16 protein-coding genes are annotated in these 18653 nt (G+C 64.5%); 10 read left to right on the top strand and 6 right to left on the bottom strand.

What is annotated here, in order from left to right:
* Window positions 1-2 precede the first annotated feature (2 nt).
* A complete protein-coding gene (locus tag QMF81_RS04530) occupies window positions 3-731 on the top strand; it encodes a 4Fe-4S dicluster domain-containing protein (protein WP_281752439.1) in 729 nt (242 codons plus the stop codon).
* Between the two features lie 101 nt (window positions 732-832).
* Here the strand turns inward: QMF81_RS04530 and QMF81_RS04525 are convergent, their stop codons facing one another.
* The 3 genes from QMF81_RS04525 to QMF81_RS04515 form a co-directional block, all read right to left on the bottom strand.
* Window positions 833-2998: a DNA translocase FtsK gene (locus QMF81_RS04525; protein WP_281752437.1), complete on the bottom strand. Its 2166-nt coding sequence runs from the start codon at window positions 2996-2998 to the stop codon at window positions 833-835.
* A 69-nt stretch (window positions 2999-3067) separates the two neighbouring features.
* Window positions 3068-3625: an elongation factor P gene (gene efp / locus QMF81_RS04520; RefSeq protein ID WP_281752434.1), complete on the bottom strand. Its 558-nt coding sequence runs from the start codon at window positions 3623-3625 to the stop codon at window positions 3068-3070.
* A gap of 32 nt (window positions 3626-3657) precedes the next feature.
* Window positions 3658-4110: a type II 3-dehydroquinate dehydratase gene (locus tag QMF81_RS04515; protein ID WP_281752432.1), complete on the bottom strand. Its 453-nt coding sequence runs from the start codon at window positions 4108-4110 to the stop codon at window positions 3658-3660.
* Window positions 4111-4370: 260 nt separating this feature from the next.
* On the opposite strand from QMF81_RS04515, the gene QMF81_RS04510 reads away from it, so the two are divergent.
* Window positions 4371-5987 carry a DEAD/DEAH box helicase gene (locus tag QMF81_RS04510; RefSeq protein WP_281752430.1) on the top strand — a complete coding sequence of 539 codons (1617 nt, stop codon included), beginning with the start codon at window positions 4371-4373 and terminating at the stop codon, window positions 5985-5987.
* Here QMF81_RS04510 and rhtB read toward each other — a convergent pair.
* The gene (gene rhtB / locus QMF81_RS04505) at window positions 5984-6601 is read right to left on the bottom strand and encodes a homoserine/homoserine lactone efflux protein (protein WP_281752428.1); all 618 of its coding nucleotides are present in this window, start codon (window positions 6599-6601) and stop codon (window positions 5984-5986) included. The two genes, QMF81_RS04510 and rhtB, sit on opposite strands and share 4 nt — an antisense overlap.
* Before the next feature lie 345 nt (window positions 6602-6946).
* Between rhtB and QMF81_RS04500 the strand changes: the two genes are divergently transcribed.
* The 3 genes from QMF81_RS04500 to QMF81_RS04490 are packed head-to-tail and all read left to right on the top strand — an operon-like array spanning window position 6947 to window position 9473.
* Window positions 6947-7867, top strand: a complete 921-nt coding sequence (locus QMF81_RS04500) for a phosphate acyltransferase (protein WP_281752426.1) — start codon at window positions 6947-6949, stop codon at window positions 7865-7867.
* Window positions 7855-8994, top strand: coding sequence for a butyrate kinase (buk, locus tag QMF81_RS04495; RefSeq protein ID WP_281752424.1), 1140 nt, complete (start codon window positions 7855-7857; stop codon window positions 8992-8994). The genes QMF81_RS04500 and buk overlap by 13 nt, the downstream gene beginning before the upstream one ends.
* Window positions 8995-9041: 47 nt before the next feature.
* Window positions 9042-9473: a bacteriohemerythrin gene (locus QMF81_RS04490; protein ID WP_281752422.1), complete on the top strand. Its 432-nt coding sequence runs from the start codon at window positions 9042-9044 to the stop codon at window positions 9471-9473.
* Here QMF81_RS04490 and QMF81_RS04485 read toward each other — a convergent pair.
* On the bottom strand, window positions 9446-11365 hold the full coding sequence (locus QMF81_RS04485) for an ATP-binding protein (protein WP_281752420.1): 1920 nt from the start codon (window positions 11363-11365) through the stop codon (window positions 9446-9448). The genes QMF81_RS04490 and QMF81_RS04485 overlap by 28 nt on opposite strands.
* Before the next feature lie 116 nt (window positions 11366-11481).
* Here QMF81_RS04485 and QMF81_RS04480 point away from each other — a divergent pair, with 116 nt between their 5' ends.
* From QMF81_RS04480 to QMF81_RS04465, 4 genes are all read left to right on the top strand, one after another.
* A complete protein-coding gene (locus tag QMF81_RS04480; protein ID WP_281752418.1) occupies window positions 11482-12864 on the top strand; it encodes a TolC family protein in 1383 nt (460 codons plus the stop codon).
* Window positions 12861-14012, top strand: a complete 1152-nt coding sequence (locus QMF81_RS04475) for an efflux RND transporter periplasmic adaptor subunit (protein ID WP_281752416.1) — start codon at window positions 12861-12863, stop codon at window positions 14010-14012. Before QMF81_RS04480 ends, QMF81_RS04475 begins: the two co-directional genes overlap by 4 nt.
* A gap of 3 nt (window positions 14013-14015) precedes the next feature.
* Window positions 14016-17105, top strand: a complete 3090-nt coding sequence (locus tag QMF81_RS04470; protein WP_281752414.1) for an efflux RND transporter permease subunit — start codon at window positions 14016-14018, stop codon at window positions 17103-17105.
* Between the two features lie 219 nt (window positions 17106-17324).
* A complete protein-coding gene (locus QMF81_RS04465) occupies window positions 17325-17603 on the top strand; it encodes an RNA-binding protein (protein WP_281752412.1) in 279 nt (92 codons plus the stop codon).
* Window positions 17604-17766: 163 nt separating this feature from the next.
* On the opposite strand, the gene rpmB is transcribed toward QMF81_RS04465, so the two are convergent.
* On the bottom strand, window positions 17767-17964 hold the full coding sequence (rpmB, locus tag QMF81_RS04460) for a 50S ribosomal protein L28 (protein WP_281752409.1): 198 nt from the start codon (window positions 17962-17964) through the stop codon (window positions 17767-17769).
* Window positions 17965-18122: 158 nt separating this feature from the next.
* Between rpmB and QMF81_RS04455 the strand changes: the two genes are divergently transcribed.
* Window positions 18123-18647 (top strand): DUF177 domain-containing protein, encoded by a 525-nt coding sequence (locus tag QMF81_RS04455; protein ID WP_281752408.1) that lies wholly within the window; start codon window positions 18123-18125, stop codon window positions 18645-18647.
* Window positions 18648-18653 lie beyond the last annotated feature (6 nt).

Genomic DNA, 18653 nt, shown 5'->3' with positions numbered 1-18653 from the left:
CCATGTCCGGAAAAGCCTTCTTTGTGGATCTGACCAAATGCACGGCCTGCCGCGGATGCCAGGTGGCCTGCAAGCAATGGAACAAACTCCCGGCGGAAGAGACCAAAAACTGGGGCTCCCACCAGAACCCCAAAGACCTCTCGGCCATCACCTACAAACTCGTCCACATGCAGGAAATCGCTGACGCTCAAGGGGGGCTCGTCACCTGGGCCTTCTTCCCGGAACAGTGCCGGCACTGCATCGAGCCGCCCTGCAAGATGACCGCCGATGCCTACGACAGCGCGGCCATCTACCACGACGAAAAAACCGGGGCCGTGGTCTTCACCGAAAAGACCAAAGACCTCCCGGACTTCAACGAAATCCGCGAGGCCTGCCCCTACAACATCCCCCGCCAAAACGCGCAGACCAAGGTCATGGCCAAGTGCACCATGTGCCTGGACCGCGTACAAAACGGCCTCAAGCCGGCCTGCGTGCAGGTGTGCCCCACTGGAACCATGAACTTCGGCGACTACGACGACATGCTCGCCCTGGCCCAAAAACGCCTGGCCGAGGCCCAAAAAAGATACCCCGAGGCCACCTTGGGGGACCCGGAAAGTGTGCGGGTCATCTACCTCTACCCGGTAGAACCCAAGAAAATCCATACCTACGCCGTGGCAAGCCTCGATGTGCCGCTGCTTGACCGCCGCAGCCTCCTGGCCCGGCTGACCCCGTTCCGCAGACCCTTGGCCTAACGACCCACCTCCTCAACCTGGGCCGGAAACCCTCCGGCCCACCAACGCATGCGGGGAGCCCAAAGGCTCCCCGCGGCTTCATGTGCTTACGAAGGCGCACGCTATTCCCGTCGCCGCACCACCCGGGGTTTGCTGCCATCCGCCGGGCCGATAATCCCATCCTGCTCCATCTGCTCGATAAAGCGGGCGGCCCGATTGAAACCAATGCGCAGCCGACGCTGGATCATGGAAATGGAAGCGCGTCCCATCTCGTACACCAGTTCCAAGGCCTCGGCATATTTGGGGTCATCCAGCACGTCCCCGGCCGGACCATCGGAGCCCGCCTCTTCGGCACCGCCATCTAGCGCCGCAAAATCCACCTCGAAAGTTTGGGGCACGTGACGGGCCCAAAACTCCACCACCTGACCGATCTCGTCATCATCCACAAAAGCGCCGTGTACCCGCAGCGTGACACCTCCGCTTGCCTTGTAGAGCATGTCTCCCTGTCCCAAAAGGTGCTCTGCGCCAACAGCGTCGAGGATCGTTCGCGAGTCGTGCTTGGAGCTCACCTGAAAGGCGATACGGGAGGGGAAATTGGCCTTGATGATGCCGGTCACCACGTCCACCGACGGCCGCTGGGTGGCCAGCACCAAATGGATGCCTGCAGCCCGGGCAAGCTGCGCTAGGCGCACGATGCTCGTCTCCACCTCCTTGGCCGCAGTCATCATGAGGTCTGCGAGCTCGTCGATGACGATCACCAGGAAGGGGAAGGGCTTGAGCCCGGCAAGGTCTTCCGAAAGCTCCGTCCCCAGCTCATGCAGCTTTTGATTGTACGTCGTGATGTGGCGCACCCCCAAACGGGCCATGGCCTCATAGCGTTCTTCCATCTCCCGCACCGCCCAATCCAGGGCGTTTTTGGCCAGATGCATGTCCGTGACCACGGGATGCACCAGATGCGGCAGCCGGCTGTAGGTGGCAAGCTCGATGCGTTTGGGGTCCACCAAAAGGAGCCGCAACGTCTCGGGCGTATGCCGGTAAAGCAGGCTGACGAGCAGGCAGTTGAGGCACACCGACTTGCCCGCACCCGTGGCACCAGCCACCAAGAGATGCGGCATCTTGGCCAGGTCCACCACTTTAGGCGCTCCTTGGGCGTCTTTGCCCAAGGCCAAGGGCAAGAGTCCCCCTTGGGCGAAGGCCGGGCTTTCCAAAATCTCCCGCAATACCACCGGCTGGCGCTTTTCGTTGGGGATTTCGATACCTACCGTATCCTTGCCTGGCAAGGGTGCGACAATGCGCACCGAACGCGCCTTGAGGGCAAGAGACAGGTCGTCGCCGAGGTTGGCGATGCGGCTCACCTTGATGCCCGGGGCTGGCTTGAATTCGAAAAGGGTGATGACCGGCCCGGGCTGGATGGCCTGCACCTCGCCCTGGATGCCAAAATCCGCAAAGCATGCGGCAAGCTGCTGGGCCTGGCGCTCCAACGTCCCAGGAGAGACCCCAGAACTGTGCCCAGGGCCCGTGGCAAGCAGCTCCAGCGGCGGGAACACCTGCCCCGAAGCCGACTCCACAGGCGTGGAAGTTTTGCGCGCCGCAAGTGCGGCCGGTGCGCCGCCGGATTTGGGTCGAGAAGGCCGCGGTTTGGAAAAAACCGGCCGCGGGGTATCGACGTCCACCACCTCGGCCTCGGGCAAAGGCGCCTGCGCAGGCAAAGATGGCTGCGGCGCGGTCACTTCCGGGGCGTGTTTTCCTACCGGAGCAAACCACGCCATGAGCATGCGGCCCAAGACCGCAAGCGGCGTGGCACAGGCCAAACGCACGGCCAAAAGTCCTCCAGCCACCAGCACGCTGGCCAGGCCCAGTTCTCCCAGGTAGTAGCGCATCCACCGCGCAAGCACCCGACCGACAAGGCCGCCGCCATGCATGGGAAGTGGGGCCATGAGTTCTTGGACCCAGGCGTACTCCAGCGCCACCATAAGCCATGCGCACCCAAGCCCCCAGCCCAACCAACGGGCCCAGGCCATCCTCCAGGAAGGAAAGAGAAGACGCACCAGCACCACGACGATCCCCAAAGGGGTGAGCCAGGCTGCAGCGCCGAAAAAATCCACCAACGTCCCGGCAAGATAGGCACCGAAGGTGCCAGCGACGTTGCGAACCTCTCCGGAAGCCACTGCCCGATTGAAGGCCGGATCCAAACTGGAGTAGGAGTACAAGGCCGCCACCAAAAGCACCAGCACCACCGCGCACGCCAAGGCGGCGATCTCCCGCACGAGTACCCGTTTTTCCGCCATACTCCCTCGCAAAAAACGCAAGGCCACGGAGCCGCCTCCATGGCCTTGAGCGTCCCGCGACTCCCCGCCCTACTCGCGGCCCAGGTAGGCGCCGGTTTCGGTGTTGATCTTGATGCGGTCTCCGGTTTCCACGAACAGCGGCACCTGGACCACCACGCCCGTCTCCAAGGTCGCAGGCTTGGTGGCGCCGGTCACGGTATCGCCCTTGACCCCAGGATCCGTGGCCGTCACCTCCAAGACCACCGAAGCCGGGATCTCCAAATCCAGCGGCCGCCCTTCATAGAGCATGACCCGATACGACGAGGCTTCCTTGAGGTAGCCGCCCTTCTCCCCTACCACTGCAGCGGACACGGTCATCTGCTCGTAGGAGGTCATGTCCATGAAGACAAAATCCTCGCCCTCACGGTACAGGTACTGCATTTCCCGAACTTCCAAATCCGGCTTGGGAAATTTCATCCCTGAGCGGAAGTTCTGCTCCACCACCGCGCCGGTGATGAGATTGCGGTACTTGGTGCGCATAAACGCCCCGCCTTTGCCGGGCTTGTAGTGGCTGCACTCTAGAATCTCACAGGGCGCGCCGTCGATTTCAATCTTTTTGCCTTTCTTAAAATCCGTGGTCGAAATCATTCCATTCTCCTTGCCAAAAAATACGTCGGCGCTCACGAGGCGGTCTGCCGTATCTGCCACAGCGCCCGAACCGCCAAGGCATATCCGAGGACACCGAATCCGGCAAGGGTACCTACGGCGCGGGGGGCCGTGAGGCTCGTATGGCGAATGGATTCGGCTCGACCCGCCACATTGCTCAGGTGCACCTCCACGTACGGGATGCCGATCCAGGCCAGACAGTCGGCCAAGGCGAGGCTCGTGTGGGTGTAGGCGCCCGGATTGATGACAATACCGTCCACCCGGTCCTTCCAGGCCTGCTCCAGGCGGTCGATAAGCCCCCCCTCGCTATTGGACTGAAAAAAGGAAAGCCGCACCGCGTGGGCATGCGGGCCCATGAGCTCCGCCACCAATTCCGGGACCGCGTCCATACCCCGGGTGCCATAGATTTCCGGCTGGCGCACCCCAAGGTAGCCGAGGTTCGGTCCATTGACGATGAGAATATCCACGGCATGCCTCCTGAAAACGACGGCCTCCGGCTACCGCCTCCCGCCCCTCGAGGCAAGGACTTGTCCTCGGCCCACAGGCCCCTGCCCAAAAACCACCACGAAACGAGATCGCGCAGTGGGGGCGCAACTTTTTCCTTGCTCCCTTCTTGGGAAGCATCTACGAGAAAAAAAGGCGCCGCGCCCTGCGCTGTGCGCCCCTGTCGTCAAGTCCCCTCCGGTTTTGCCGAGTCTCTCTTGCACTTTTTCCCCATTAGGTTGCTATGCCCACATTTGCCGATCTTGGCCTCTGCGATGCCGTGCTCACGGCCGTGCTCCGCAAAGGATTTGAAGAACCCACGCCCATCCAGGCGCAAACCATCCCCACGATTTTGAACGACACCCGCGACGTCCTCGCCCAAGCCCAAACCGGCACCGGCAAGACCGCGGCCTACGGGATTCCCATCCTCCAGCTGCTTGATCCTGCCGCCCCCCATGTGCAGGCCCTCATTCTCACGCCGACCCGCGAACTTGCCATCCAGGTGGCCGAGGAGCTCTCTTCCCTGCGCCCGGATCCACGCATCACCATCGCTCCCATCTACGGCGGCCAGTCCATGGGGCTACAGCTCCGGGCCCTGCGCCGGGGGGTCTCCATCGTGGCCGGCACCCCAGGTCGTATCCTGGACCATCTGCGCCGGGAAAGCCTGGACCTTGCTCAGCTTGCCTTCGCCGTGCTCGACGAGGCCGATGAAATGATGAGCATGGGTTTTCTCGACGATGTGGAAGAAATTCTCTCCCACACCCCTGCGGCCAAGCGCACCCTGCTCTTTTCCGCCACCATGCCGCGGGAAATCCTGGCCGTGGCCCGGCGCACCATGAACGAATTCGTGACCTTGCGCGCGGAGAGCACGAGCCTCACCGCCAGCGCCACGGATCAAATCGCCTTTGAAGTGGCTGCTGCGGACAAGTTCGAAGCCCTGTGCCGCATTATCGACATGGAAGAAGACTTCTACGGCCTGGTGTTCTGCCGCACCAAGGTGGACGCCGACGCCATCGCCTCCCGTCTCGAAGAGCGGGGCTACGACGCCCGCGCCCTGCATGGCGATCTCGGCCAAGCGCAGCGGGAAAAGATCCTCGATGCCTTCAAAAAACGCCATGCACGCATCCTCGTCGCCACAGACGTGGCCGCCCGCGGCATCGACGTGCAGGACCTGACCCACGTCATCAACTTCGACCTGCCTGGCGACCCCGAAGCCTACGTGCACCGCGTGGGCCGCACCGGCCGCGCCGGCAAAAGCGGCATCGCCATCACCTTTGTCACGCCCTCCGAATACCGACGGCTGCAGTGGATCCAAAAACTTGCCCGCACCTCCATCCGCAAAGGCAAGCTCCCCAAGGTAGCCGAGGTATTGGAAGCCAAGCGCAGCCGCATCGAGTCCGAGGTGCGCAGCGCCATGGATCAGGACATCGACCCGCAGATGCGGCACATGGCCGCCCGGATCCTTGCGCACAGCGACCCGGAAACCGCGCTGGCCGCCGTGCTCCAGCACGCCTTTGGCACCGAGCTCGACCCCGGCCGCTACCGGGAACTCCAAGAACTGGGGCCTGACCGCACCGGCAAGACCCGATTGGTGGTCAGCCAGGGCCGCCGGGACGGACTGACGCCCCGACGCCTGGTGGCCTACCTGAGCGACGCCTGTGGTGTGGAGCCGCGCCGGGTGGGAGACATCGAGATCCTCGACACCTGCGCCTTCGTGTCCCTGCCCTTTGCCGACGCCGAAAAAGTCCTGGCCCACCGCTCCCAAGAGGGCCAGGTCCTCTTTCGCAAAGCCCGACCCCGGCCCAGAGCGCCTTTTGCCAAAAGCAGCCCACGCCCTGGCCCTCGGCACCCAAACCGCTAGGCGGCCCGGGCGGAAGCAAGCGCCGCACCTGCGCCCATAAAGAGCGCCCCCAGCACCCGATTGGCCCGTACCATGGCCCGCGGCTGCGCCAATATGCAGCGCACCCGGGCCGCGGCCAGGGCGTACCCGGCCATGACCAGGGCATCCACGGCCAAGATGGTTCCCCCGAGCAGGAGATACTGGGGCAGAAGCGGCTGCTCGTCGTGGAGAAACTGCGGAAAAAACGCCGCCAAAAAGACCATGCTCTTGGGGTTGGTGAGGTTGATGAGCACGGCCCGGCGCACCATCGCCCCAGCGCGCGGGGCCGCGCCCACGCCCCCCAACGCCGCCGGCGCCTCCCGCCATTTCTGGATACCGAGCCACACCAGGTAGGCCGCGCCCACCCATTTGAGCACGCCAAAGGCCGTGGCCGAAGCAGCAACCAGCATCCCCAGCCCTGCGCCCACCACCACGATATGCACCCCCAGACCAAGCTCCAGGCCAACGATATTCCAGAGCGCCGCCCGCCCGCCTTGGGCAAGGCTCACGCCCAGCGTGGAGATGGCCCCGGATCCAGGACTCAAACTAAAGACGATACTCGCGGCCACAAAAGGCAGCCAGGTGGCGAAGGTCATAGGTGCTCTCCCGAAGTCTCTCGCGCCCAAAAGACGCCAACGTCCCGACCCTCCGGCCGCTACTGCTTCGCCCCCAAGCTGGCAAGGAGGCGGCCGGCTTGTTTTCGAGGCATTATCGGCCTGCCGCAAGCATAGCCTGCGAAGAGGCGGCGAGCGTCCGCCGCTTCGTCAATGATAGCATCATCGGCCCGTGCCGCAAGCATAGTTGGCGAGGGCACTGCCCTTTTACATAAGCATTGGTAAGTGTGGTATCCGATGCGGTCTTGCCGCAAGCATAGTTTGCGGGGGCACTGCCCTTGCCTCTCCAGTACGCCTGGCCTAAGGGGGTGCGCCACGGAGGCCCGTATGTTCACATCCCTTGCGGAAATTCGCGAAGAAGCCCAACGCCGTCCCACGCGCACCATCGCTGTGGCGGGCGCACACGATACCGAAGTGCTGCGTGCCGTGGCCGGGGCGTGCGTCCTGAGCCTCGCCCGCTTTGTCTTGGTGGGCAACGCCCCCATCATCCGCCGCCAGGCAGAGGAGATCGGCCTTTCCCTGGAGCATATCCCCATCCTCCACGCCGAAGACGAAACGCACTGCGCCGAGGCGGCCGTACGCCTGGTGGCTGAGGGCACGGCCGACATCGTGCTCAAGGGCTTTGTGGATTCCGCGGTGCTGCTGCGTGCCGTCCTCGACAAAAAAAGCGGCCTGCGCACCCCGCGCACCGTCAGCCACACCGTGGTCATGGACATCCCGGGCACCAACCGCCTGTATCTACTTACCGACGCCGCCATGATCATCGAACCGGATCTTGCCACCAAGGCGGCCATCATTGCCAACGCCCTCACCGTGGCCCAGGCACTGGGCATGGATAATCCCATCGTCGGGGTACTGTGCGAGTCGGAAAAGGTGCACCCCAAGATGCGCTGCACCCAGGACGCCGCGAGCCTGGTGGCCATGAACGCCGCCGGTGAGATTTCCGGCTGCCGGGTAGGCGGCCCCTATGCCCTGGACGTGGCCGTGGACCCGAGATCCGCAGCCAAAAAGCTCCCCAGCGATCCCCTGGCCGGCCGCGCGGATATCCTGCTTGCCCCAAACCTTGCCGCAGGCAACATCCTCTATAAGAGCCTCATGTACTTTTCCCGCGCTGCCTCCGCCGGCGTGGTCCTGGGGGCCAAGGCCCCCGTGCTGCTCAACTCCCGCGGCGACTCCCACGAGACCAAGATCAACTCCATGGCCTTGGGCATCCTTTTGAGCACCGGAAACACCCCATGCGCATCGTAGTCATCAATCCCGGATCCACGTCCACCAAGCTGGGCGTCTTTCAAGGCACCACGCCAGCAGCCCTGGAGACACTGCGCCACGACAGCGCCACGCTCCGCGCCTTTGCGTCCCTCATGGATCAGGCCCCATGGCGAGAGTCCCTGGTGCGCCAATGGCTTATGGACCAAGGCGTGGCCCTGGAGGGCGTGGATGCCTTCATGGCCCGCGGCGGGCTGATGGCGCCGGTTCCCAGCGGTGTCCTCGCCGTGGACGACGCCATGCTGGAGGACCTGCGCTCCTGCCGCTTCGGCGCCCATGCCTCCAACCTCGGGGCCATCATCGCCCGGAGGCTGGCCCCGGAAGGGGTGCCGGTGCTCACCGCCGACCCGGTGGTGGTGGATGAGATGGACCCCATCGCGCGTTTCTCCGGCCACCCGGACATCGTGCGCCGCAGCATCTTCCACGCCCTCAACCACAAGGCCGTGGCCCGGCGTGCGGCAGCGACGCTCGGCAAGCCCGTGGACGCGCTGCGCCTGGTGGTGGCGCATCTTGGCGGCGGCATCTCCGTGGCCGCGCACCGCCATGGCCGCGTGGTGGACGTGAATAACGCCCTGGACGGCGACGGCCCCTTTTCTCCGGAGCGCAGCGGCGGCCTGCCCGTGGCCGGGGTGCTTGCCTGGTGCGTCCAGGGGCTTCCCATGGAGACCATCCGGCGCAAGGTGGTGGGCGGCGGCGGACTTGCGGCCTACCTCGGGACCAACAACGCCCAGGAAGCGGTCTCCCGCATGGAAGCCGGGGATACCCAGGCCGCCCAGGTACTGGGGGCCATGGCCTACCAGGTGGCCAAAGAAATCGGGGCCATGGCCGTAGTGCTCGAAGGACAAGTGGACGCCATCGTCCTCACGGGCGGGCTTGCGGCCTGCGCCCCGGTGGTGGAAGGGATCCGCCGGCAGGTGGCGTTCCTTGCTCCGGTCATGGTCTTTCCCGGGGAAGACGAAATGCACGCCCTTGCCGAAGCCGCCGAAGCCGCCCTCACAGGAAAGACCCCCATCATGCGCTACGCAGCAGTCCGGCTGGACCGCCCCGGCGCGTCCTCCCCAAACAATCCCCGCGCCGATGGTTGCCAAAATCCCGCTCCTGACGCATAAACGTGGTGTCTTTGGACTCCAGCCGCCCTTCACGCAAGGAGAATCGCATGTTGCAGTCCTTTCCCGTAGAGTGGGAGCCCCATTTCGCCACCGGTATCCCCAGCGTGGATGAGCAGCACCAAAAGCTCATCGCCATCCTGAACGACCTCGCGGCCACCGTCGAAGCAGGCCCTACCCACAAGCAGCTCTTGGACATCGTGGTCCAACTGGCGGACTACGCCCAATACCATTTCGCCGATGAAGAGCGGATCATGGAGACCATGGACTACGCGGAGACGGAGGAACACCGCCTGGAGCACCAGACGTTCATCAACCAGATCGAACTCTTCGACCTCGACGCCATCCTCGCCACCGAGGGCCTGGCCACGGAGATGCTCCATTTTCTCAAGACTTGGCTCTGCGACCATATCCTCGGTATCGACCAGCGCCTCGGCCAGGCCTGGGCCTGCCATCACGCCACGGACCGGGCGGCCACCTGAGCGCATACCTGGACAAGGGCATCGAGACTGAGCGGCTTGGTGAGCACAAAGTCCATCACTGCAGCAAACCGCTGTTGGTCATCGGCGCTGGTAAACGCGCTCACCGCCACCAGCGGCAGGGAAGGGTGCATCTGGCGGATGCGCCGCGCCGCCTCAAGGCCGTCCATCTGCGGCATGGCCACATCGAGCAGCACCACGTGAAAGCGCCGGCGGGCCACAGCGGCAACCGCCTCCGCCCCGTTGGAGACGACCTCCACGCGGTGTCCCAAACGCTCCAGAAGCGTCCGCGCCACCATCTGATTGACGGGATCATCCTCAGCCACGAGGACGTCCCAGGAATCAGAACCCACGCAGGACGTTTCCTCGAAGCGGGCTTGGGGGCTTTCCTGGAGCTCCGACTCCACCTGCGCCACCGGCCGCACCGGCACCGTGACGCGAAAAGTCGTTCCCGTACCCTCCTCGCTCTCCACCGTGATCGTTCCCCCCATGCGCTGCACCAAGGCCTGGACAATGGAGAGGCCAAGGCCGCTGCCCCGCGCCAATTTCGTCTCCAATACCCCTTGGGCATACGGCTCAAAAAGCCGCGCTTGCAACTCCGGAGGGATGCCACATCCGGTGTCCTGTACCGTGAAAGCCAACGCCTCGCCATCCTCCGTACCGTGCAGCACGCAGGTCACGACAATCTCCCCATGATCGGTGAATTTCACCGCGTTGGAAAGGAGGTTGGAGAGGACCTGCTCCAGACGCGCCTTGGGGGCCGCCACCAGCCGCGAGGCAGGCAGATCGCAGACAAGCCGCAGCTCTACCCCCTTGGCCTCGGCCTGGGGGGCAAAGAGACTTACCTGGGATGTGCACAAGGCCTGCGGCGAAAAGTCCTCGTCCACCAAAGGCATTTGGCCGACATCCAGACGGCACAAATCAAGGGCGTCCGAGAGCAGACGAAGCAAGCTCTCCGCACGCTCGCGGGCCTGAAGCAGAAGGGCATCGCGATTTCCCCCCCTGCCTTCGCAGAGTATCCGCAAAAGCCCCACCAAGCCGGAAAGGGGTGTGCGCAGCTCATGGCTCAAGAACCGCAAGAACTCGTCCTTGGCACGGGCCGCGGCTTCCGCATCTTTGCGCCGCTGGCACTCCGCCTCGGCCTGAATCTTGACCGGGGTGATGTCGTGGAACACGCCCACAACCCGGATGCCGTCTCCATCCTCCAAGCGCAGCCCCTCCACCTGCACCCAGCGGCCCTGGCCATCGCGAAGCTCCACGCTGAAGGGGTGACCATGCAGCAGGCACGCCTGAAGCGCTGTGGTCCAAACGGACTGATGTTCCGGGACAAACCACCCCACCACTGTCTCCAAAGGCAGTGGATTGCCCTGCTGCGCCAATGGGTATCGGCCCTTTTGGGGCCAGGTGACGTACATCTGCCCATCTTCGTGCAGTTCCCACGCCACCACCTTCCCCACGTCCATGGCCAGACGCAGGCGCTTGGCCAGGCTTTCCCGCTCCCGGCGCAGCCGCACCTCTTCGGTGATGTCATGGATAACGGAATAGAGGAATGTCTTGGCCCGCACCACGACGGGCCCCGAATACACCGCCACGTCACGGATCTCGCCGCTGGCGAGCCGGTGGCGGAAGACGAAATACCTGCGCTGCCGGGAACGGGCCTCCTCCATGCGCTGGCGGAGAATTTCCGGGGGCAGGATATTGATGCGGGAGATGGGCATCCCGCACAGTTCTTCGGTAGGATAGCCGTAAAAGCGCGCCGCCGCAGGGTTGGCGCCCACGATACGACCGGTATCGAAGTCGATGAGGAGCATCGCCGTACCCGCCTGTCGGAAGATATTCCGAAATAGGGTCGCTTCGTCAGCAGGGCTCAGCGGTGCGGCATCTCCCCAAATCATGGGCGCTCCTTACATTCTTTGGTCATGGGGGTATCCCATCCATCGTCTGCCAGGCAAGAAAAAAACCACAGACAACCTCTTGCGGTTCAAACATAGAGAGGACTACAGGCGCGGCCATGCGTGCTGTGCTTCTTTTCCTCAGTATTCTTGTTGGGGCGGCATGCGCCCCCTTTCGGCCGGCACCGGTCCCGCCGCCCACTACACCGCAGTCTTACGCCAATCTCCAAGGCTCGTGGGAAGCGCCCATCCGCTGGTGGGAGGCCTGGAACGCCACCGAGCTCACCCTCGTCATGGAACGCGCCCTCGCCCACGGCTACGACGTGCGTATTGCCCGTGCGCGTTTGGCCCAGGCCCAGGCAGCAGCCCGCAAGGCGCGGGCAGCGCTTTTCCCCAGTGTGGATGCAGAACTTGCCCCGGAACGGCGCATCAGCGGCGGCACCGGGCTTGCCACCACCAACGATCCCCTCTGGGGGCTGACCGGCCTGGCAAGCTACGAAGTGGATCTCTGGGGACGGATAGACGCCCAAACCCAAGTGGCGGATCTGGCAGTGGTGCAGAGTGAAGAGGCGGTGCGTACCGCGACCATGACCGTGGCTGCCGAGACCGCCACCGCCTGGGTGGAAATGGTGGCCGCCCGCGCCCAAGCACGCATCCTCCACCAGCAGATCCATGAGCAGGAAGCCCTGCTCGCCGCGCTCACAGAGCGCTACCGGGCAGGGACCGCCTCCCTGGTGGACCTGGAGACCCAGCGCAAGGCCCTGGCGGAAACCCGCGCCGCCCTGCCCGCGCTCACAGCCACCGAGCGGGCACGCCAAGCCCAGCTCGCCGTGCTCTGCGCCCTGCCCGAAGCCGAGCTTGCCAGCACCCACAGCGCCCTGCCCGCGCCCTGGCCGCTGCCCCGTGCGGGCTTACCTGCCGATCTCCTGGAAGCGCGACCCGATATCCGCGCCACGGCCGCCCAAGCGGCGTCCACCGGCCTGGATGTGGCCCGGGCCAAGGCGGATTTGCTGCCGCAGATCACCCTCACGGGCCGACTTTCCGCCTCAGGCCCGAGCCTTGGAGGCATCTTCGACACTTGGCTCGTGCGCCTGGCCGCCGGGCTTGCAGCCCCCATCCTCGATGGGGGACGCCGACTGGCCGAGGTGGACCGCGCCAAGGCCGCCCAGGAAGAAGCCATCCTCGCCTACGGTCAAACCGTGGCCAAGGCCGTGGCCGAGGCAGATACCGCCCTGGCCGAACTGAAGGCCGCCGTGGACTCGTGGGAGCGCACCCGAGAACGCTTTGAAGCCGCCCAGCGGCTCCTTGCCGCCACCATGGAGCGCTTTCTCCACGGCATGGCCGAATACCCCGATGTTTCCGCGGCGCGCACGCAAGCGGACAGCCTTAAGCGCGCGCGCATCGCGCAGCACGCCACAGTGCTCGCCCGCCAGATCGCCTTGGTGCGGGCCCTTGGCCGCGGCTGGCAGCACCTCTTTCCCCGGGAGATTGATTCCCCATGACCGACCCACGTCCTCACCGCCGCGCCACGCTGCTGGCGCTCGGCATCGCCCTTGTGGCCCTCGCCCTCGGTGCAGGGGCTGCGGTGTATTTCGTGCGCACCAAACCCACCCCGCCCCAGCGGCCGCCGGCATCGCTCGCGCCCAGTGTGGAAGTGATCCGCCCCCAGCCACACCACGGACCCGTGACCATCACTGCCATGGGGACCATCACCCCGGCGCGGCAAATCGCCCTGCGCGCCCAAGTGGGCGGTGCGGTGGTGGCGGTTTCGCCGCGTCTGGAGCCCGGCCTTGTGGTCGCTGCCCAGGAAGAACTGCTGCGCATCGATCCCCGCGACTATGAAGCCGCCCTTGCCCAGCGCGAGGCGGAGCTCGCCCAAGCCAAGGCCGCCTTGGAAATGGAAGCCGGCCGCCGACAAGTGGCGCGCAAGGACTGGGAACGCCTCGCCCTTGGGGATAACGCCTCGGATCCCCGTCTGCCCTTGCGCGAACCCCAATGGATGGAAGCCCAGGCCGCGGTGCGCAAGGCCGAGGCCAATGTGGCCCTCGCCCGCCTCAACCTGGAACGAACACACGTGCGCGCCCCCTTTGCCGCGGTGGTGCAGGAAAAGAACGTGCACTTGGGCAGCACGGTCTCCACCCAAGAGACGCTCGCCGTGCTCACCGATGCCACCCGCTTTTGGGTGGAGGCGAGCGTCCCGGTGGAGCACCTCTCCTGGATTGCCATCCCGCCGACGGCCCCAGGGGCGCCGGTAGAGATCCGGGCCGCTTCCGGCTCCACGGCCCAGGGCGCGGTGGCAGGACTCATCCCTGCGGTGGAAAGCGGCGGCCGCCTGGCCCGCATCCGCATCACCCTGCCCCGCCCCCTGGAGACCACGCCGCCGTTTCTTCTGGGAGATAGCGTCGAGGTCGCCATCCAGGGCCGCAGCATCGACGGGGTCCGCATCCCGCGCGAGAGTCTGCGCGAGGGCGATCAGGTCTGGCTGGCCACCAACGGCACCTTGGAGATCCGCCCGGTACGGGTGCTCTTTACGGACCCGCAAAATGCCATCGTCGACGGGATCGCTGCGGACGAATCCATCATTTCCTCACCTCTTGCCGCGCCGATGCCCGGCATGGCCGTCACCGCCATCCACACCAGCGCGAGGTAGGCCATGAACATGCGCGGACCCTTGGCGTGGATGGCCCAAAACCCGGTGACGGCCAACCTCATCATGATCGTCTGTCTGGCGGGCGGCCTCATCATGAGCACCCGCATCAAGCAGGAAGTCTTTCCGGAATTTTCGCTGGATACCGTTTCCGTCAGCGTCACCTACCCAGGGGCCACACCCGCGGACGTGGAGCAAGGCATCGTCCTGGCTGTGGAGGATGCCATCTCCGGCGTGGACGGGGTCAAGGAAGTCCGCTCCACGGCCAGCCAGGGGCTGGCGGTCATCACCGCCGAGGCCGTGGAAGGGGCGGACGTGAACCGGCTCTACCAGGACATCAAGGCCGAGGTAGACCGCATCGAAACCCTGCCCGAGGACGCCAAGCGCCCCATCGTGCGCATTGACTCGCGTAAGCGCCAGGTCATGACCCTGGCCCTTTACGGCGACGCGCCGCTGCCTGCCCTGCGCGACTTGGCCGAGACCGTGCGCGACGAACTCCTGCAGGATCCGGGGATTACCCAGGTGGAACTCAGTGGAGTGCCGGACCTCGAGATCGCCGTGGAAATCCCCCAGCACACCCTGCGGCGCTACGGACTGACCGCCGTGGACGTGGCGCGCATCATCAGCACTGCGGCCGTGGATCTCCCTGGCGGCACCCTCAAGACCCAAGGGGGGAACGTCATCTTGCGCTTCAAGGACCGCCGGGACTTTGGTCAGCAGTTCGCCTCGCTGCCCATCGTCACCAGCGCGGACGGCGCCGTGGTCACCTTGGGCGAAATGGCAAAGATCACCGATGGGCTCGAAGACGCCGATCAGTTCCCCTCCTACAATGGCAAGCCCGCGGTGCTCCTCAACATCTACCGCGTGGGCGAACAAACCCCGGTGAGCGTGGCTGAGGCCGTGCGCCGGGTGGCCGCCCGCGTGGCCCCGGCGCTGCCGCCAGGGATCCAACTTTCCTCCCGCAGCGACGATTCCAAGGTCTTCCGGCAGCGCATGGACCTGCTGATCCGCAACGGCATCCAGGGACTGGTGTTGGTATTCGTACTCCTGGCGCTGTTTTTGGAAATCCGCCTGGCCTTTTGGGTGAGCATGGGCATCCCGACCTCGTTTTTGGGGTCCTTCCTGCTGCTTCCGGCCATGGATGTATCCATCAACATGGTCTCGCTTTTTGCCTACATCATCACCCTGGGCATCGTGGTGGACGACGCCATCGTGGTGGGCGAAAACATCTTCCAATGGCGGGAGCGGGGCAAAGGATTTTTGGAAGCCGCCATTCTCGGAGTACGCCAAGTGGCCATGCCGGTGGTCTTTTCCGTGCTCACCAATATGGCCGCCTTCGTTCCCATGTTTTTCGTGCCCGGGGTCATGGGCAAGGTGTTCCGGGTGGTCCCGGCGGTAGTGCTTGCGGTCTTTACCATTTCGCTGGCGGAGAGCCTGTTCGTGCTGCCTGCCCACCTGGCGCACGGAAAAACCGCGCCGCGCTGGCTTGGCCCCATCCACCGCGCCCAGGAGGCCTTTGACCGCGGCTTCCAAAAAATCTTGCACCGCGTCTTTCCGCCCATCCTGCACACCGCCATCACCTTCCGCTACGCCACAGTGGCCATCGCCGTCGCCATCCTCATGGCAGTGCTCGGCTACGTGGCCAGCGGCCGCATGGGCATGACCATGTTCCCCAAGGTCGAAGCGGACTTCGCTTACGTGGAGTTCTCCTTGCCCGTGGGCACCCCGGTGACGGAGACCCAGCGCGTGGCCCGCATCCTCGAAGACGCGGCCCGGGCCGTGGCGGCAGAACACGGCGGAGATCGCCTCCTCGAAGGCGTCTTTGCCCAGGCCGGGACCGCAAGCGGCAGCCACACAGGCTCCCTTCGCGCCTTCCTGACCGACCCGGAAATCCGCCCCATCGGCACGGCGGAATTTACCCGCCTGTGGCGGGAACGCGTCGGCCGCATCCCCGGCATCAAGACCATTCGTTTCGAGGCCGACCGCGGCGGACCGGGATCCGGAGCGGCCTTGAGCATCGAACTCTCCCACCGCTCCCTGCAGGTCCTCGAACAGGCCAGCCGCGACTTGGCCCAAGCCCTGGAGCGATTTGCCCAAGTCTCGGATATCGATGATGGTTTTGCGCAAGGCAACCCGCAATGGGAGGTCCAACTCCTTCCCGAAGGCCGCCGCCTCGGACTCACGGCCCAAGATGTCGGCCGACAGCTGCGCGGCGCCGTGTACGGGGCCGAAGCCATCCGCCAGCAACGCAGTCGCGACGAAATCGTGGTTCGGGTACGGTTGCCCCAGGAAGAGCGGAATACCCAGGAGCTCATCAATACCTTCATGGTGCGCACCCCGCAGGGGGCCTTCGTGCCGCTGCGCACCATAGCCACGGTGCGGCAGTCCCAGGCAGACACCACCATCGAGCGCCGCCAGGGCCGCCGGGTGGTCACCGTCACTGCGGACGTCACCCCACCCAGCGCCGCCGAGACCATCGCCGCGGCAGTGCAAAAAGACGTGCTCCCAGATATCCTTGCCCGCTATCCTGGGCTCACCTTCAGTCTCGAAGGCAAACAGGCAGACATCCGCGAAAGCGTACGCGCCCTCATTGCAGGGCTGCTGCTCACCGTGCTGGGACTGTTCGCCATGCTGGCCATTCCACTCAACAGCTACTGGAAGCCGCTCATCATCCTGACGAGCATCCCCTTTGGCCTCACCGGTGCCATCCTTGGGCACCTCATCATGGGCTACAGTCTGAGTCTGGTGTCCCTCTTTGGCATCGTGGCCTTGAGCGGTGTGGTCATCAACGACGCCCTGGTGCTCGTGGACACCATCAACGAGAAACGAACACTGGGGATCCCTACGGACCAGGCCGTCTTCGACGCCGCTCTGCAGCGCTTCCGGCCAGTGCTTTTGACCACCATCACCACCTTCGGCGGCCTCATGCCCCTCATCTTCGAGACCTCCCGCCAGGCCCGATTCCTCATCCCCATGGCCATTTCCCTGGGGTTCGGCGTGCTCTTCGCCACCGCCATCACCCTGATTCTCGTGCCCTGCCTGACACACATCGGCGAAGACTTGCGGCGGCGCTTGGGTGCAGTCCCGGAAATCTGAAAAAAATCGGAAAAAAGAGAAAAAATACCTTGCCAAGGTCCTTCGAACCCCATAAACGGTTGACCTATGTGCCGGCGGCAAGGGATCCTCAGGGAGAACGGGCAGGTCCGGCGCAGGTTTGAGGAGCCAGGAAGAGAAGCTTTCTGCGCGCTCCCGTGCACCGAAAGCCCTCGACCTGCAGTTGTTTTTTCCGTTTTCTTTTTGAGGAGTACTGTGTTTATGGCCAAGAACATCTATGTCGGAAATTTGCCCTGGAGTGCCACGGAACAAGACGTGGAAGCCCTTTTTGCTTCCTACGGCGAAGTGGACAGCGTGAAACTCATTTCCGACCGGGAAACCGGCCGCGCCCGTGGCTTCGGTTTCGTGGAAATGTCCAGTGGTGCCGACGAGGCCATTGCCGCCCTGGATGGCAAGGACTTTGGCGGCCGGGCGCTCAAGGTCAACGAAGCCCGTCCCCGCCCCGAGCGTGAGCATCGGGAACGCCGTCCGCGCTGGTAGCATTCTGCCCGTGTGACCAACAAAAAAACCCCGTCTCCGGACGGGGTTTTTTGCTGCCCCCCACGCAAAGGGCAACAGATCGAGATCCCCCCCTGAACGCAAAAAAAGACCCCGCCCACAAAGCGGAGTCTCTTCAAAGCAGCCCCTCGTGTCAGGAGCAGGGCTATGCCGCGGGCTTGGTCACCGCGCCCGAGCGGATGCACTGCGTGCACACCCGCATCCGCTTCACCTGGCCCGAGGCCAACTGCGCGCGCACGGTCTGCAGATTGGGCATGAACCGACGCTTGGTCTTGTTGTTGGCATGGCTGACATTGTTGCCGACCTGCGGCTTCTTACCACAAATTTCACACATCGTGGACATGGTTTCCTCCTCACCAAAATTGTCTCCCGGCCCCAACCAAGGCCCCGGGTGAACCGCACGAAGAAAACGGCTCATATCCGGCCTTACGGCAGATGGCAAGCAAAATTCCTTGACAAGGAAAACCGCCCCCCTGTAGAGGCGATGCTCCGAGGTGGCGCATGACCGAACACTGGATCGCACTCACAGATCTCCCGGCGCATGGTCGGGAATTTTCTTTTGCGGATCAAGAGATCTGGCACGAGGGGTGGCGGTCGTTCGGCATGGATTTCGCCGCGCACACCCCCCTGGAAGCGGTGTTCACCATCACTCCGCAAAAGGACGGTTTTCTCATCCGTGGGCGTCTGCGCGGTGCGGTACGCACCATCTGCCACCGCTGCGCGGAAGAGGCCGTGCTCGTCATCGACCACGTTTTCGATGAATTCGAAGCCACCACGGACATGCACGGGGAGGATGCCGAGGAAAGCCATCTGCGCCCGCTGGATGCGGGGTTTGCCCTCGATGCCGCAGGGATGCTTTGGGAGCAATTCGTCCTTGCCCTGCCCGTGCAAATCCTGTGCAGCGACTCCTGCCAGGGGCTGTGTCCCAGGTGCGGAGTCAACAAAAACCACGAGTCGTGTCAGTGCACCAAGGAAACACCCCTGGCGCGGGCCCTTGCCGCCCGCGGATTCTCTACCCCTAAGTGAGGTGTA

Origin of the sequence: Thermodesulfomicrobium sp. WS (assembly GCF_027925145.1) — a bacterium.
In the GTDB taxonomy this organism is placed as follows: domain Bacteria; phylum Desulfobacterota; class Desulfovibrionia; order Desulfovibrionales; family Desulfomicrobiaceae; genus Thermodesulfomicrobium.
Note: the sequence above shows the minus strand (reverse complement) of the source record. Positions and strands in the feature narration are given on the sequence as shown.